The organism is Micromonospora sp. NPDC051543 (assembly GCF_044454415.1).
GTDB lineage: Bacteria > Actinomycetota > Actinomycetes > Mycobacteriales > Micromonosporaceae > Micromonospora.
Genome location: NZ_JBITDT010000006.1, coordinates 368,095 through 383,571 on the forward strand (window position 1 = coordinate 368,095; position 15,477 = coordinate 383,571).

Sequence of the window (15,477 nt, forward strand, 5' to 3'; positions counted from 1 at the left end):
GCGCCGCCCGCCCGTCACAGGTCGACCGCTGGGCAGCTCGCGCCCCGGGCGGGTACGACCTGATCGATCAGGTACGAGTCGACGGCTCGCCCCACGCACGGGCTCGTGCTGTAGCTGCCGTGGCCCCAACCCTGGTAGGTGAGCAGCACCCCGTGCCGACCCAACTGCCGGGCCACCGCGCGCGCCCAGGCGTAGCCGCTCGCTGGGTCGTGCACGGTGGCGGCGATCAGCACCGGCACGTCGGTGCGTACCCGCAGCCGGTGCTGCGGGTTGGCGACCGGCGTCGGGGTGCCCAGGCAGGTGACCAGGGCGAACAGCGCCGGCGGGTAGCGCAGGTCGGGCGCGAGCCGTTGGCTGCGGCGCAGATGCGCGTCGTACTCCCGGTAGTCGCGGACCGGCAGGCTCCAGTCCTGGCAGAAGACCGCGAAGGGGTACGGGACCACGGCGTCGTCCGCCAGCGTGGTGACGCCCGGCGTCGGGGCACCCGCCAGCTTGTCGATCCACTGCGCGAGCCCTGGCCAACGGTCGGTCTCGTAGAGCCGCTTGTGGGCGAGGCGGCTCAACTCGAAGGGGGCGAGCGGGGCGCCCGACCGGTCCGGGTCGGTCAACGTGCCGCGCTCGGCCCGGGCGTGCAGCCCGGCCCAGATCGCCCGTACGTCCCGACCACGCAGCACGCAGTCGGCGGACCGGGCACACCAGTCGAGGAACTGGTCGAACGCGTCCTCGGCGGCGACGGCCTGGGTGTCGAGGAAGGCGCGGGTGTCGAGGCTGTGGTCCATCGCGGCCTCCAGCACCATGGCCCGCACCCGATCGGGGAACAACTCGGCGTACCGCTCGCCCAGCAGGGTGCCGTACGAGCTGCCGTGGAAGGTGAGCTGCCGTTCGCCGAGCGCGGCACGGATCGCGTCCAGGTCACGGGCGGCGCTTGTGGTGTCCACGTGGTCGTAGAGCGCGCCCGTACGGGCCCGGCAGTCGGCGCGCAGCAACGCGTTGTTGGTCAGGGTGGCCTCGAACTGTGCCTGGTCGGCGATCACCTGGGGCTGCCGGGCGAGCAGGTCGCGGGAGCAGCGCACCGGGTGACTGCCGCCGGTGCCGCGCGGGTCGAAGCTGACGATGTCGAACCGGCGGCGCAGGTCGGCGCTGAACCGGGACATACCGTTCACCACCCGGTCGACGCCGCTGTCGCCGGGCCCGCCCGGACCGAACACCAGTGTGCCCTGTCGGGCGGTCGGATCGGTGGCGACCCGGCGGGCCAACGCCAGCTCGAAGTGCTCCCCCCGTGGCCGGTTCCAGTCGACCGGCAACGTCAGGGTGCCGCACTCCGGCGGGGCCTCCCCGACGGGCGGGACCGGGGCGTCCTCGGCGCAGGGGTGCCAGTCGATGGCGGGTCGGGCGACGGCCGGGCTCGCCGGGGTCAGGCCGGCGGCCGTGAGGGCCAGGGCCACCGCCCAGCCGACTCCGGATTTGCGTACGCGCAGCATGCAGTGCTGTCCTCTCCTCGAAGGAGCGTTGCTGGTGAAACTCGCCCAGCGGGCGAGGTGACGCTGCTTGCACCCGGGCCGTCGAGTGGCCGCTCGACGGCCCGGGACCTCGACACGCGGGTCAGTCGACCTCGCGCAGGACGCGTTCGAGCGTGGTCATCCGGGTCTCCATCCCGCCCAGCCGGCCGTCCATCGCGGCGAGCAGTCGGGCGTTCTCCGCCTGCGCCTGTGCGGCGGTCTCGGCGAGTTTGCGGTAGTCGTCCGCGCGGTTCGCCTCGTACCGGGCCCGCCGGGTCTTGGCGAGCTGCACGACGGTCACGCTGAACACGCTGATCAGCAGCGCGAACACGCCGAACGCGCCGACCACCTCGGTCCAGTCGTGCTCGCTCATGACCGCGCCTCCGGCTGCTCGCCCGAGTCGGGCACGGTGAGCGTCTCGATCGCCGCCGCGATTACCTGGGGGGTGAGTGTGAGCACGAACGGCTCCACCTCGTAGTAGTTCATGGCCTTCCCGTCCTCCGACAACTCCATGCGGGCGGTGACCAGTCCGGCCGCCGCCAGCTTCCGTAGGTGGACCTGCAACAGCGCGCGGCTGATGCCCAGTTGCCGGGCCAGCCCACTGACGTACGCGCGCTCGCGGGCCAACGCGGCGACGACCCGCAGCCGGTGCGGGTTGGCCAGCGTGGCCAGCACCCGGACCAGGTCGTCGCCGGTCGGCGGCGAAGCCGCGCTCATAACCAGCCCTTGCACATGCCAACAGAAGTTAGCAGGTACGGCGACACCGCGGCGCGGCACGAAGACGGAATCAGGGGGATCTCAGGGTTCGGTGCCCCGGACACGACAGCACGCCGGGCCGGTGATGATCACCGGCCCGGCGTGCGGGTTACGTCGTACGTCAGCTCTTGAAGGCGTCCTTGATCTTCTCGCCGGCCTGCTTGAGCTTGGCCGTCGACTGGTCGGCACGACCCTCGGCCTCGAGCTGCTCGTTGTCGGTGGCCCGACCGGCGCCTTCCTTCAGCTTGCCGGCCGCGTCCTCGGTGGCGTTATTGACCTTGTCGTCGAATCCCATTGCCAACCTCCATCGCAAGCGTCGCTACGAACTCAGAGGTACCCCCGTCATCGCCGGTCCAACCATCGCGTCCGTCACAGGTTCACGGCGGCCGAACGGAAGCGGCGCAGCCGCAGGCTGTTGGCCACCACGAAGACCGACGAGAACGCCATGGTGGCGCCCGCGATCATCGGGTTGAGCAGCCCGGCGGCCGCCAGCGGCAGGGCCGCCACGTTGTAGCCGAACGCCCAGAACAGGTTGCCCCGGATGATGCCGAGCGTGCGCCGGGACAGCCGGATGGCGTCCACCGCGGCGTCCAGGTCGCCCCGGACGAGGGTCAGGTCGGACGCCTCGATCGCCACGTCGGTGCCGGTGCCCATGGCGAGCCCCAGGTCGGCCTGGGCGAGCGCCGGCGCGTCGTTGACGCCGTCACCGACCATCGCCACCGAGCGGCCCTGCGCCTGGAGCCGCTTGACCACGTCGACCTTGCCGGCCGGCAGCACCTCGGCGATCACCTCGTCCACGCCCACCTCGGCGGCGACCGCCCGGGCCACGGTGGTGTTGTCGCCGGTCAACAGGACCGGTGTGAGCCCCAGGGCGCGCAGCCGCGCCACGGCCGCCCGGCTCGTCGGCCGGACCACGTCGGCGACCGCGAGTACGCCCCGGGCCCGCCCGTCCCAGCCCGCGACGATCGCCGTACGCCCGGCGGCCTCGGCGTCCCGCACGGCCCACTCGACCTCCGGCGGTACGTCGACACCGCGTTCGCGCAGCAGCCGGACCCGGCCGAGAAACACGACCCGCTCGTCGACCGTGCCGGTCACGCCCAGCCCTTCGAGGTTGGCGAAGCCGGTCACCGGGGGCAGTTCGCCCGCTTCGGCGGCGGCCACCGCGACGGCCCGGGCGATCGGATGCTCGGAGGCGGCCTCCACCGCACCGGCGAGGCGGAGCAGCTCCGCGCGGTCCTCGCCACTGACCGGCACCACGCCCACCAGGGTCATCCGACCGGTCGTCACGGTGCCCGTCTTGTCCAGCACGACGGTGTCGACCCGGCGGGTCGACTCCAGCACCTCGGGTCCCTTGATCAACACACCGAGCTGGGCCCCGCGACCGGTGCCGACCAGCAGCGCGGTCGGCGTGGCCAGACCCAGGGCGCACGGGCAGGCGATGATCAGCACGGCCACGGCGGCGGTGAACGCGGCGGTCGGACCGGCCCCGGTGCCGAGCCACCAACCGAGAGTGCCCACGGCCAGGGCGATGACGATCGGCACGAACACCCCGGAGATCCGGTCGGCCAGCCGCTGCACCGCTGCCTTGCCGCTCTGCGCCTGCTCGACCAGGTCGGCCATCCGGGCGAGCTGCGTGTCCGTGCCGACCCGGGTGGCGGTGACGATCAGCCGACCGCCCGCGTTGATCGTCGCGCCGACCACGGCGTCGCCCGGACCGACCTCGACCGGCACCGACTCACCGGTCAGCATGCTCGCGTCCACGGCGGACGTGCCCTCGTCGACGACACCGTCGGTGGCGATCTTCTCGCCGGGGCGGACCACGAACCGGTCACCGACGGCAAGCCGGTCCACCGGGATCAGAGTCTCGACCCCGTCCCGCAGCACCGCCACCTCCTTCGCGCCCAGGTCGAGAAGGGCGCGCAGGGCCGCGCCGGCGGTCCGCTTGGACCGGGCCTCGAAGTAGCGACCGGCCAGGATGAACACCGTGACCCCGGCAGCGGCCTCCAGGTAGATGTTGCCGGCGCCGTCGCCGCGGGTGATGGCGAAGCGGAACGGGTGCGTCATCCCGGGCATGCCGGCGTCACCGAGGAAGAGCGCCCACAGCGACCACCCGAACGCGGCGAGCGTGCCGAGCGAGACCAGCGTGTCCATGGTGGCCGCGCCGTGCCGCAGGTTGGTCCAGGCCGCGCGGTGGAACGGCAGCCCACCCCAGACCACCACCGGGGCGGCCAGCGTCAGCGAGAGCCACTGCCAGTAGTCGAACTGCCAGGGCGGCACCATGGCCAGCAGGACCACCGGCACGCTCAGGACCGCCGAGACCCACAGCCGGGTACGCGGACCGCGCAGCGGATCCTGCGCCGGCGGCTCGGCGGTCGGCGGCGTCGGCAGGGCCGCCGTGTAACCGGTCTTCTGGACGGTCTCGATCAGGTCGCCCGGGGTGACGTCGTCGGCGTACCGGACGGTCGCCTTCTCGGTGGCGTAGTTGACGGTGGCGCTCACCCCGTCCATGCGGTTGAGCTTCTTCTCGACCCGCGCGGCGCACGCGGCGCAGGTCATCCCCCCGATCGCCAATTCGATCCGGTTCGGCGCCTCGGGCAACGGTCTGCTGCTGGTGGTGGTCATCGTCCGTTCCCGTCAGTCGTGCCCGTGCCCGGGGGTGCCGTGGTCGGCCCCGCCGGTCGGTGTCGGCTCGCCCGTCGCGGCCGGGGCAACGCCCGCCACGATGGTGAATTCGGCGGTGTGCACCCGCCCACCGTGCTGGAAGTCGAGGTAGAGGCGGTAGGCGCCGGCCGAGGGCACCTCGGCGTGGAAGGTGACGGCGGGGCCGGGCGGCGTGCGTCCGTCGCCGGGCGTCCCGTCCGGGTGCACGTGCAGGTACGCCAGATCGCCCCGACGCAGCGCCACCAGGTGCCCGTACGCACCCAGGTAGGGCTCCAGGTCGGTGACCGGCTGCCCGGCACGGCTCACCGTCAGGGTGAGCGCCGAGGTCCGGCCCGGCTCCGGCGTACCGGCCAGGGTGACCGTGTAACCGTCGACCGTGGTGCTGGCCGCCGGGGCGGGCAGCATGCGCTCGGTCAGCTCGCCGGGGACGGTCACGTCCACGCCGAGGGTCAACGGTTCGCCCCCGGTCGGGGTGAAGTCGGCGAACGCCCGCCACTGCCCGGCGCCGGCCAGCGGGGTGGCGACCCGCCAGGTGCCGTCCGAGGCGAGGTCGGGGTGGACGTGCCGGAAGCCGGACAGGTCCCGTCGGGCGACGATCAGGTGCATCCGCTTGTCGTGCGCGACGTCGTACCTGGTGACCGGCCGACCGTCCGGGCCGTCGATCCGGAAGGCGAACTGGCCGGCGGGCGCGGTGAGGTGTTGGAGCGTGTAGCCCCGGTCGGAGACGAGCAACCCGCCGGGAACGAGGTCGGCCCCCTCGCCGCTCGTGATGGGGCCCGAGGTGTGGGCGACGTCGGGCCGGCTCTGCGCGACCGGGTCGGCCGGGTCGACCACCCGACCGACCCCGTACGCCGCGCCGAAGACCGCCGCGAGACCGAGGGCGAACGCGCCCAGCCTGGTCACCGTGGTCATCGCGGACCTCCGCTCACGCCTCGACGAGGTCGTAGCCGGCCTCGTCGACAGCAGCCCGGACGGCCTCGGTGTCCACCGGCTGCTCGCTGCTGACGGTGACCTGGCCGGTGGCGAGGTCGACCCGCACGTCGCGGACGCCCTCGATCGCGCCCACCTCGGCGCTGACCGCGCTGACGCAGTGCCCGCAGGTCATGCCCTGAACCTGGTACGTCGTGTCGACCATCGGACGTCTCCTCTCGTAGTACCGGTACCCGGTGGGGGTATGCCGGCAGGATCGGACATTACTATACCCCCCAGGGGTACGCTATTCTCGTCGCCATGACCGCACCCACACCGATCCGCGGGTACACCGCCAGCAAGGACCAACTGCTCGCGCGCCTGCGCCGGGTGGAGGGACAGGTCCGGGGCATCGAGAAGATGGTCGACGAGGACCGCTACTGCATCGACGTGCTCACCCAGATCTCCGCGATCCAGGCCGCGCTCGACAAGGTGGCCCTCGGCCTGCTCGACGGGCACGCCCGGCACTGCATGCACGAGGGGGCGGCCGAGGGCCGGGCCGACGAGATGGCCACCGAGATGATGGCGGCCGTCGGCCGGCTCATGAAGCGCGGCTGAGCGCCGCACTCCCGCTCCCGGTCATTCTTCCGGAACAGACCCCAGACGTACCCGGCGCAGCAACTGCGCGTTGAGCGCCACCACGATGGTGGACGCGGACATCAGCACGGCCGCCACCGCCGGGCTCAACGCCACCCCGGCCCCGGCGAGCACCCCCGCCGCCAGCGGCAACGCCACCACGTTGTAGCTCGCGGCCCAGGCCAGGTTCTGCCGCATCTTGCGGTACGACGCCCGGGAGAGCCGGACCACGGCCCCGACGCCGCGCGGGTCGGACGACGCCAGCACGACCCCGGCGGACTCGATCGCGACGTCGGTGCCCGCCCCGATCGCGATGCCCACGTCGGCGCGGGCCAGCGCCGGCGCGTCGTTCACCCCGTCACCGACCATCGCCACGGTCAGCCCGCGCCGCTGGAGCTCCGCCACCCGGCTGTCCTTGTCGGCCGGCAGCACCTCGGCGAAGACCTCGTCCACCCCGGCCCGGAAGCCGAGCTCGGCGGCGACCGACTCGGCCACCGACCGCGCGTCCCCGGTGATCATGGCGATGGTGCGGACGCCGTCCGCCCGCAGCTCGGCGATGGCCTTGCGGGCCTCCGGGCGTACCGCGTCGGTGAGCGCGAACGCCCCGAGCACCGTGTCCGGCAACCGCAGGAGATACAGCACCACGGCTCCGCGTGACGACCAGCGCCCGGTCGCCTCCCGCAGCTCGTCCGGCAGCGGTCCACCCCGTTCGCGTAGCAGGGCCGGGCCGCCCACCGCGTACTCCGTACCGTCGACGGTGGCCCGCACCCCGCGGCCCGGAAGCGAGCGGAAGCCGACGGCACGGGCCGGCCCACCCGGCCCGGCCGCCGCCACGATCGCGCGGGCCAGCGGATGTTCGCTGTCGGACTCGACGCCGGCGGCGATCCGCAACGCCTCGTCGCGGCCCACCCCGGGGGCCGTCACCAGGTCGGTGACCTCGTGCTCGCCCCGGGTCAGCGTGCCGGTCTTGTCGAACAGCACCGCGTCGACGGACCGCATCCGCTCCAACGCGAGCCGGTCCTTCACCAGGATCCCGCTTCGTGCCGCCAGCGCCGTGGAGAGCGCCACGACGAGAGGGATGGCCAGGCCGAGCGCGTGCGGGCAGGCGATCACCAGCACGGTGACGGTACGCACCACCGCCTCGTCGGGCTCGCCGAGCGCGGTCCAGACCACCAGGGTGAGCACGGCGGTACCGGCGGCCACGTAGAACAGCGCGGCGGCGAACCGGTCGGCGAGCAGTTGAGCCCGCCCGCCCGAGCGCTGCGCCTGCGCGACCATGCGCTGGATGCCCGCGAGCGCGGTCTCGTCGCCCAGCGCCTCGACACGGACCCGGATCGCCGAATCGGTGGCGACCGTGCCGGCCACCACGCGATCGCCCGCCGACCGGGCGACCGGGCGCGACTCCCCCGTGATCATCGATTCGTCCAACTCCGCGTCGCCGTCGACGACCCGGCCGTCGGCCGGCACCCGACCCCCGGGTCGGACCAGCACCACGTCGTCGACCCGCAGCCCGTCGACCGGTACGCGCTCGACCCGCCCGTCCGCCGCCACCCGCTCGGCCTCGTCGGGCAGCAGCGCCGCCAGTGCCGCGAGCGCCCCACGGGCCTGCCCGATGGCCTTCATCTCCTGCCAGTGCCCGAGCAGCATGATGGTGACCAGCGCGGCCAGCTCCCACCAGAAGTCCAGGTCGAAGGCGCCCAGGCTGGTCGCCAACGACGCGGTGTACGCCACGGTGATCGCCATCGCGACCAGCAGCATCATCCCCGGCGCGCGGTCCCGGATCTCCCGTACCGCGCCGACCAGGAACGGCCAGCCACCCCAGAGGAACACCACCGAACCGAGCACCGGCCCCACCCAGGAGCGACCCGGCACGTCCCGGAGCCCGAGCCGGTCCACCACCAGGTCACTGGTCAGGACCACCGGAACGGTGAGGACCAGACAGACCCAGAACCGCCGGCGGAACATGGCCGGGTCGTGCCCCGCGTGCTTGTCGTGCCCCGCGTGCTTGTCGTGCCCGTCGTGCTGTCGGTGCTCGGTGGGTGGCTCAGGCATGACTCCACCATCCCGCTGCGCCCGGGGCGTTGTCACCGGTTCGACTCCCCCGACACGTCCACCCGAACTGCGACCTCCCGGCGCGCTGGTTAGCATCGTTCGGCGATGACCCACCGGATCCCGCCGCCGAGACGGGCGACGGCGCCGCCACGGCGCGGCCCCGTACGGCGCCGACCGGGCCGCTTCATCACTCTCCGTGCCCGCCGGGTCGTCGGGTGGCGAACCGACGCGCTCGTGCCCGCGTTCGTCCGGCGGAACTGAACCGCACAGGCCGCCGGCACGTACCCCGCACCGGATCGTTGGGAGTCTCGCATTGGGTTCGGACCACAGCCATTCCGCTCGTCCCGCCCCGCCCCGGGTACGACGGATCCTCGTCGCGACGGTGGTGCCGCTCTTCGTGGCCACCGTCGTCGCCGCCGTGGTGCTGTGGCCACGGGACGGCGCACCGGAGAACGGCGGTGGCGCGAACCTGCCACGCCACCACGGCACGGTGACCCGGGTGGTGACCGAACCGTGCCCGCCCTCGACGAACCCGGAGGGCACGCCGAGCAGCGGGCCGTGCGGCACGGTGGACGTACTCCTCGAAGACGGGCCGCGCGCCGACCGGCAGGTGAGCACGCCCGTCCCCGCCGGCCCCGGAGCGCCTCGGGTCGACGTGGGCGACGACGTCGTCCTGGTCGAGCTGACCGATCCGACCGATCCCACCATCAGCACCTGGAACATCGCCGAGCACCAACGCGGGACGCCGCTGGTGTGGCTCGTGGTGGTCTTCGCCGCCGCCATCGTCGCGTTCGGCCGGTGGCGGGGTCTGGCCGCGCTCGCCGGCCTGGCCGCCAGCTTCGCCATCCTGCTCACCTTCGTGTTGCCGGCCATCGGCGCGGGCCGGTCACCGCTGCTGGTGGCAGTGGTCGGCGCGGCCCTGATCATGTTCGTGGTGCTCTACCTGACACACGGAGTAACCGCGCAGACCTCAGTCGCGGTCCTCGGCACCCTGGGCAGCCTGGTGCTCACCGGTGTCCTCGCGACCATCGCCACGGCCGCCACCCACCTCACCGGCTTCGGCAGCGAGGACGCCACCACGCTCTCGATGTTCCAGGCGGACGTGGACCTGCGCGGCCTGCTGCTCGCCGGGATCATCATCGGCTCACTCGGGGTACTGGACGACGTGACCGTCACCCAGGCCGCCACCGTCACCGAGCTGGCGAACGCCAACCCCGGGCTGAGTCGACGACAGCTCTACCGGGCTGCCACCCGCGTCGGCCGGGCCCACATCGCCTCCACGGTCAACACCATCGTTCTGGCGTACGCGGGCGCGTCACTGCCGCTGCTGCTTCTGCTCACCGCCGACTCGCGCCCCATCGGGCAGATCCTGACCAGCGAATTCCTCGCACAGGAGATCGTCCGCAGCGCGGTCGCCACGCTCGGCCTGATCGCCGCCGTACCCCTCACCACCGGGCTGGCCGCGGTGGTGACCGCGGCCGGGTCGACGGCCACGACGGACGCCCCGCCACCGCGCCCCCGCGCGGACCGCGCGGAGGCGCTCGCCGCTCTCAGTTCCCCGCCGTCGGATCGGGCCGACCGGCCCGATCCACAGCGGAACACACCCCCATCCACCGCCACCATCGGGTGGCCAGAGCCGAACAGGAGCACGGATACGGCATGGTGACACTCCTCAGCGTGACCGGATCGGGCGCCCGCCCTGAGAACCGCGTCACTGGTCACTCAACGCCATGGCGAAATGACGCTTTTAGTCGGCATCAGGACGTAGCTCAGGCGGTGGACTCTCGGGTAACCTCGCTGCCGGTCACCGACGAAGGCGCGCAGCGGCGCCTGCGGTGCCACCGCCCAATCGCCAACCGGCGAGCCGGGGACCCAGGTACCTGGGGTGAATCCGCGACAGCGGTAGGGGCCACTTCCGCCCCGAACCCGTCAGCTAACCCGGTCGGCGGTCGACGGAAGGGAAGATTGTGACGGCACCCCTACGCCGCTGGTTGACGCCCGTGGTGGCCGTGTTCGCTGCGCTGACCGTGCTCGCCGGGCCCCTCCCGGCCCACGCCGCCCCGACGACCCCCACACCGTCCGGGCACGAGGAGGACGGCGACGAGCCCAAGCTGCTCACCGACGTCATCGAGAAGACCAACCGGGACTACGTGGCGGCCAAGTCCAAACTGGACAAGTCCAAGAAGCGGCAGCTCGAACTGGCCGCCGAGGTCGACCGGGCGAACGCCGACCTGGCCGCGCTGGCCCCGCAGGTCGCGCAGATCGCCGCCCAGTCGTACCGGACCGGGCGGGTCGGCGCGATCGCGATGCTGCTGGAGGCCGACGCCCCGGACTCGTTCGTCCAGCGGGCCGCCGCGCTCGACGAGATGAACATGGTCAACGAGAAGAAGCTCGCCGAGGTCAACGCGGTGAAGTCCCGCGCCGAGCAGGCCAAGCTGTTGCTCGACGCGGAGGTACGCGAGCAGCAGAAGCAGACCGCGCTGATGGCGAAGGACAAGCGCGACGCGGACAAGGCGCTCGCGCTGGTCGGCGGAAAGGGCTTCACCGGCGGCCTGGTGGACGCCACCTCCCCGGTCGCCCGGATCGGCCCGGGTCGCACCGCCGACGGCGACTGGAAGCCCCAGTCGTGCAGCGAGAAGGACCCGACCACCTCCGGCTGCGTCACGCCGCGCACGCTGCACGCGTACAAGGAGGTCAAGCGGGCCGGGTTCAACCGGTTCGTCGGCTGCCACCGCAACGGTGGACCGTACGAGCACCCGAAGGGTCGCGCCTGTGACTGGTCGTTGCAGAAGAGCGGCTTCAGCCCGTGGCACAACGACGACACCCGGATGTACGGCAACAACGTGGCCGCGTTCCTCATCCGCAACGCCGACCGGCTCGGCATCTACTACGTGATCTGGAACCGGCAGATCTGGTTCCCGGCGACCGGCTGGAAGTCGTACAGCGGGCCGTCGAACCACACCGACCACGTACACATGTCGCTGCTCTGATCCGACGTCCAGCAGTTCGAGGGCCGTCCCGCGTCGAGCGGGACGGCCCTCGTCGCGTGTCAGGCGGCGGGCGCGACTGGCGTGCTTGCGCCGGCCACCGCCGCAGCCGGCACGGCAGCCACCGGACGCACCACCCCGGCGGCGAGCCGGTACGACACCCCCACCACCGCGCACCGCCCCCGCGCCACCTCGTCGGCGAGCACGGGCGACTGCCCGAGCAGCGTCTCGACGGTCTGCGCGATGTGGATGTCGACGATGCCGTCGATGTCGTGCACGCCCTCGGCCGTGGCGCGTCGCAGGCTGGGCAGCACCGCGTCGACCACCGCTGGGAGATGTCCCGGGGGCGCGATGCCGGTGGCCGCCGATTCGCGGGCCGCCTGCACGGCGCCGCAGGAGTCGTGGCCGAGCACCACCACCAGCGGGGCACCGAGGACGGACACCGCGTACTCGACGCTGCCCAGCACCTCGGGGCCGGTGGTGTGCCCGGCGGTCCGGACGACGAAGAGGTCACCCAGCCCTCGGTCGAAGATGATCTCGGCGGCGAGCCGCGAGTCGGAGCAGCCCACGATCACCGCGAAGGGGTGCTGCCCGTCCGCCACGGCGGCCCGGTGCCCGGCATCCTGGTTGGGGTGGCGCGGCTCGCCGGCGACGAAGCGACGGTTGCCGGAGACCAGCTCGGCGTACGCTCGGGCCGGCTCGGTCGCGACCGGTGCCTGCTCGACGGTCCGCTGCGTGCCCGGCTGCCCGCCGGGCGTACCGGAACGGCTCATCCCCGCACCTCGTCTCCACGCGTTTGACCTGCTCAACGGTCTTTTCAACCGGGCCTGCGGCGGGCGCTGGCTCGCGCTCAACGGTCACACGCACGGCAAGATGCGTCAAGATATGCGTGATTTAGATTTCATACGTTGACCCGGAAAGGCGGCCCCCCACGATGGCGAGCACGACGGCCGGAGGCGGCCGGAACTGGACATTCCTCACCAACCACGGCCATGTGCTGCTCGCCATCGCCCGCGACCCCACCGCCCGGCTCCGTGACGTGGCGGCGGAGGTGGGCGTCACCGAACGGGCCGCCCAGGCCATCGTCGCCGACCTGGAGGCCGAGGGTTACCTGCACCGCACCCGGGTCGGGCGTCGCAACGAGTACACCCTCAACCCCGCCGGCCGGTTCCGGCACCCCGCCGAGGCCGAGGTGCAGGTCGGTGACCTCCTCGCGCTGTTCACCCCCACCCCCGGCGACGACACTCCCTGACGACCGTCGTGCGCCGCGGTGTCGGCCGGTGTCGCCGGGCCGCTGCGCGACGCGGCGCAGCGGTAATCTCTGCGGGTGCGCGAATGCCTGCCGCCGAGCGCGACCGAACCACCCCGCCGTACCGTCCGCGCTGTCCTCACTGGAACCGTCGCGACCCTGCTCGGGATCACCCTGGTGGTGGCCCCATGCGTGCCGGCGGCAGCGGCGGCACCCGTCTGCGGCCCGCCCGGTGAGGACGGCCTCGTGGAGATGCCGTGGGCGCTGCAACGGCTGGATCCGGTCTCGGCCTGGCCGATCTCGCGAGGCGCCGGGGTAACGGTGGCGGTCATCGACTCCGGGGTCTCGGCAATCCACCCCGCCCTGAAGAACCAGGTTCTGCCCGGGCGCGACTTCAACAACCTGACCGACTACCGAGGCCAGTGCGACCTGGCCGGTCACGGCACGATGGTCGCCGGCATCATCGCCGGCCAGGACGGCACCGGAGCGCCGTTCAGCGGTATCGCCCCGGCCGCCCGCATCCTGCCCATCCGGGTGCTGCCCAACGCCAAGGGCACCAACGACGAGGCGCTGCCCGGGCAGATCGCCGCGGCCATCGACTGGGCGGTCGACAACGGCGCCGACGTGATCAACCTGTCCCTGGTGACCCTGCCCCGCCCCGAACTGGCCCGGGCCGTCGAACGCGCCCTCGCCAAGCGGGTGATCCTGGTCGCCGCTGCCGGCAACCGGCAGGAGACACAGGAGGACAAGCCGGCGTACCCGGCCGCCTACCCGGGCGTCATCGCCGTCGCCGGCGTGGACGAGCAGGGCGGGCACGTCGGCACCTCGGTCAGTGGCAGCTACGTCGACGTCGCCGCGCCGGGCCTCAACATCGTCGGCCCCGCGCCCGGTGGGGCCGGCTACCGCGCCGAGCCGACGGGTGGCACCAGCTTCGCCGCCGCGTACGTCTCGGGGGCGGCGGCGCTCGTCCGGGCCGCCTACCCGGACCTCACCCCGGACCAGGTCGCCGACCGGCTGGAGCGTACGGCGGACAACCCGCCGCAGGGCCGCAACGCCGAGGTCGGGTACGGGGTGGTCAACCCGTACCGGGCGGTGTCGAGCCTGCTGGGCACCCGCACCAACCCGCCGGTCGGCGCGCTCGCCCCGCCCGCTTCCACAGCCGATCCGCTGAGCTGGCAACGCACCGCGGCGATCTGGGCAGCCGTGGTCGGCACCCTGCTCACCGTACTGCTGCTGATCACTCGGCCGATCGTGGCGCGGGGCCGCCGACGCGGCTGGCGTGCCGGCCGCCGCACGGACGAGCCGGTCGCCGGCTGAGCCCGGTCACGGCGCTGATGCGGTCGACCACACCAGCGCCGTGCCGCAGCGCTCAGCGCAGGATGCCGGAGGTGCCGCCGCCGTCCGCGCCCCACACGTCCTCGTCCTCTTCCAGCCAGGTATTGCGGGCGGTGTCCTCCTCGCCGTAACCGGCACCGGTACCCGCGCCGGCCAGGCCACCGGCGCCGCGCGCACCCGCACCACGCCCCCCGGCACCCGTCGCGCCACGACCGGCGCCACCCCGGCCGGCACCAGCGCCACCACCACCGGCGACGCCACCCATACCGGGTGCCATGCCACCGGCCAGCTTGCCGCCCGCGCCGAGCCGACCACCGGCACCCCGGCCGCCACCGCGACCGGCACCCGCCGCGCCGCCACCCATCATCGGGCCCATGCCCGGGGAGACCGCCCGACCGAGCGCGCCGCCACCCGCGAGAGCGCCGACGCCTCCCCCGGCGCTACCCAGGCCGCCACCACCGCCGCCGAGCCCGGGCGAGGAGCCCAGGCCACCGGAGCCGAGGCCGGAGCCCAGCCCGGGCGAACCGCCACCGCCCGCGCCCGCGAGGCCGCTGCTGAACTCGTCGTCCACGCCACCGACGCTCGGCACGCCGCCGGTGCCCGGGTAGTCGCCCGTGCCGGTGTCGTACCCGCCGGAGAGGTCGGGATGGGTGCCGGACCCGCTGGGCAGGTTGCCGGTGCCCGGCAGGTCGCTGGTGCCGATCGAGGGCGAGGCACCCAGGCCGCCACCGCCGCCACCGCCGCCGAGCTTCGGCACGCCGCCGCCACCGCCGCCACCGCCGCCACCGTTGTCCAGATTGGGAATCTCGTTCTTGGGATCGACCGTCGTAAGGGGCTTCGCCTCCCCCGGCGTGCCCGGTGCAATGGACTGGTAGTCGCCGCTCACCTGCTCGTAGACCCGGGCCGCGTCGTCCGACTGGTCGTTGATCCAGTCGGCGATCGCCGTCACCGGGTCGAACCAGCCGAGGAAGTCCGGCGAGACCTTCGCCTCGAAGAAGCCGACGCCGAGGGTCAGCTTGGCGTTGCGTGCCTCCAGCACGTCGTTGACGCAGGTCGCCGGGATCGGAAAGTCCCGCTGGGCGGCGGTGAGCTTGTCGGCGGCGGTCTTGAGCGACTGGACGATACCGGTCCCCTTCTCGGCGTCCGCCACGATCTGCCCGGTGTCCTTGGAGATCTGGTCGACGTGGCCCTTGAACGCCTCGTACGCCGGGCCCTTCCAGGTCGTGCCCAGATCCTTGATGTTGGACTCAAGGCTCTGCTTGACGTTGTTGAGATTCTTGAGCAGTTGCTCCCAACCGAGGGCGGCGCTCTCCACGTCACCCGGCCGGCCGTCGATGACGACCTTCTGGCACATCTCTTCCCAGCTCAGGCCCATCTGCCGTCCTCCCCCGTC

The 15,477-nt window shown here is 73.0% G+C and carries 15 protein-coding genes and 1 riboswitch; of the genes, 5 read left to right on the forward strand and 10 right to left on the reverse strand.

Annotation, left to right across the window (positions count from 1 at the left end; genetic code table 11):
- Positions 1-14 precede the first annotated feature (14 nt).
- The 7 genes from ACIA3K_RS14010 to ACIA3K_RS14040 all read right to left on the reverse strand — a co-directional run bounded on the left by ACIA3K_RS14010 (position 15) and on the right by ACIA3K_RS14040 (position 6,051).
- Complete coding sequence (locus ACIA3K_RS14010; RefSeq protein ID WP_396801235.1) at positions 15-1,481, reverse strand: alpha/beta hydrolase; 1,467 nt, start codon at positions 1,479-1,481, stop codon at positions 15-17.
- A gap of 121 nt (positions 1,482-1,602) precedes the next feature.
- On the reverse strand, positions 1,603-1,872 hold the full coding sequence (locus ACIA3K_RS14015; protein ID WP_396801236.1) for a hypothetical protein: 270 nt from the start codon (positions 1,870-1,872) through the stop codon (positions 1,603-1,605).
- The gene (locus ACIA3K_RS14020; RefSeq protein ID WP_357171964.1) at positions 1,869-2,216 is read right to left on the reverse strand and encodes an ArsR family transcriptional regulator; all 348 of its coding nucleotides are present in this window, start codon (positions 2,214-2,216) and stop codon (positions 1,869-1,871) included. Before ACIA3K_RS14020 ends, ACIA3K_RS14015 begins: the two co-directional genes overlap by 4 nt.
- Before the next feature lie 160 nt (positions 2,217-2,376).
- Positions 2,377-2,550, reverse strand: coding sequence for a CsbD family protein (locus ACIA3K_RS14025; protein ID WP_278150219.1), 174 nt, complete (start codon positions 2,548-2,550; stop codon positions 2,377-2,379).
- Between the two features lie 74 nt (positions 2,551-2,624).
- Positions 2,625-4,877, reverse strand: a complete 2,253-nt coding sequence (locus ACIA3K_RS14030) for a heavy metal translocating P-type ATPase (RefSeq protein ID WP_396801237.1) — start codon at positions 4,875-4,877, stop codon at positions 2,625-2,627.
- A 12-nt stretch (positions 4,878-4,889) separates the two neighbouring features.
- Entirely contained in the window at positions 4,890-5,828 is a 939-nt protein-coding gene (locus ACIA3K_RS14035; protein WP_396801238.1) for a hypothetical protein, read from the reverse strand.
- Between the two features lie 13 nt (positions 5,829-5,841).
- The gene (locus ACIA3K_RS14040) at positions 5,842-6,051 is read right to left on the reverse strand and encodes a heavy-metal-associated domain-containing protein (RefSeq protein ID WP_396801239.1); all 210 of its coding nucleotides are present in this window, start codon (positions 6,049-6,051) and stop codon (positions 5,842-5,844) included.
- 95 nt (positions 6,052-6,146) lie between these two features.
- On the opposite strand from ACIA3K_RS14040, the gene ACIA3K_RS14045 reads away from it, so the two are divergent.
- Positions 6,147-6,443: a metal-sensitive transcriptional regulator gene (locus ACIA3K_RS14045; protein WP_007454936.1), complete on the forward strand. Its 297-nt coding sequence runs from the start codon at positions 6,147-6,149 to the stop codon at positions 6,441-6,443.
- 21 nt (positions 6,444-6,464) lie between these two features.
- Here ACIA3K_RS14045 and ACIA3K_RS14050 read toward each other — a convergent pair whose 3' ends face one another.
- Entirely contained in the window at positions 6,465-8,513 is a 2,049-nt protein-coding gene (locus ACIA3K_RS14050; protein WP_396801241.1) for a copper-translocating P-type ATPase, read from the reverse strand.
- 313 nt (positions 8,514-8,826) lie between these two features.
- Between ACIA3K_RS14050 and ACIA3K_RS14055 the strand changes: the two genes are divergently transcribed.
- Both ACIA3K_RS14055 and ACIA3K_RS14060 read left to right on the forward strand, forming a co-directional pair.
- On the forward strand, positions 8,827-10,179 hold the full coding sequence (locus ACIA3K_RS14055; RefSeq protein ID WP_396801242.1) for a YibE/F family protein: 1,353 nt from the start codon (positions 8,827-8,829) through the stop codon (positions 10,177-10,179).
- A gap of 166 nt (positions 10,180-10,345) precedes the next feature.
- Positions 10,346-10,477, forward strand: a riboswitch (cyclic di-AMP (ydaO/yuaA leader).
- A gap of 3 nt (positions 10,478-10,480) precedes the next feature.
- Positions 10,481-11,503 carry a coiled-coil domain-containing protein gene (locus ACIA3K_RS14060; RefSeq protein ID WP_396801244.1) on the forward strand — a complete coding sequence of 341 codons (1,023 nt, stop codon included), beginning with the start codon at positions 10,481-10,483 and terminating at the stop codon, positions 11,501-11,503.
- Between the two features lie 59 nt (positions 11,504-11,562).
- Here ACIA3K_RS14060 and ACIA3K_RS14065 read toward each other — a convergent pair whose 3' ends face one another.
- A complete protein-coding gene (locus tag ACIA3K_RS14065; RefSeq protein ID WP_396801245.1) occupies positions 11,563-12,273 on the reverse strand; it encodes a carbonic anhydrase in 711 nt (236 codons plus the stop codon).
- 161 nt (positions 12,274-12,434) lie between these two features.
- Between ACIA3K_RS14065 and ACIA3K_RS14070 the strand changes: the two genes are divergently transcribed.
- The gene (locus ACIA3K_RS14070) at positions 12,435-12,752 is read left to right on the forward strand and encodes a MarR family winged helix-turn-helix transcriptional regulator (RefSeq protein WP_357124040.1); all 318 of its coding nucleotides are present in this window, start codon (positions 12,435-12,437) and stop codon (positions 12,750-12,752) included.
- 75 nt (positions 12,753-12,827) lie between these two features.
- The gene (gene mycP, locus ACIA3K_RS14075; RefSeq protein WP_396801246.1) at positions 12,828-14,066 is read left to right on the forward strand and encodes a type VII secretion-associated serine protease mycosin; all 1,239 of its coding nucleotides are present in this window, start codon (positions 12,828-12,830) and stop codon (positions 14,064-14,066) included.
- A 52-nt stretch (positions 14,067-14,118) separates the two neighbouring features.
- Here the strand turns inward: mycP and ACIA3K_RS14080 are convergent, their stop codons facing one another.
- The gene (locus ACIA3K_RS14080) at positions 14,119-15,459 is read right to left on the reverse strand and encodes a WXG100 family type VII secretion target (RefSeq protein ID WP_396801247.1); all 1,341 of its coding nucleotides are present in this window, start codon (positions 15,457-15,459) and stop codon (positions 14,119-14,121) included.
- Positions 15,460-15,477 lie beyond the last annotated feature (18 nt).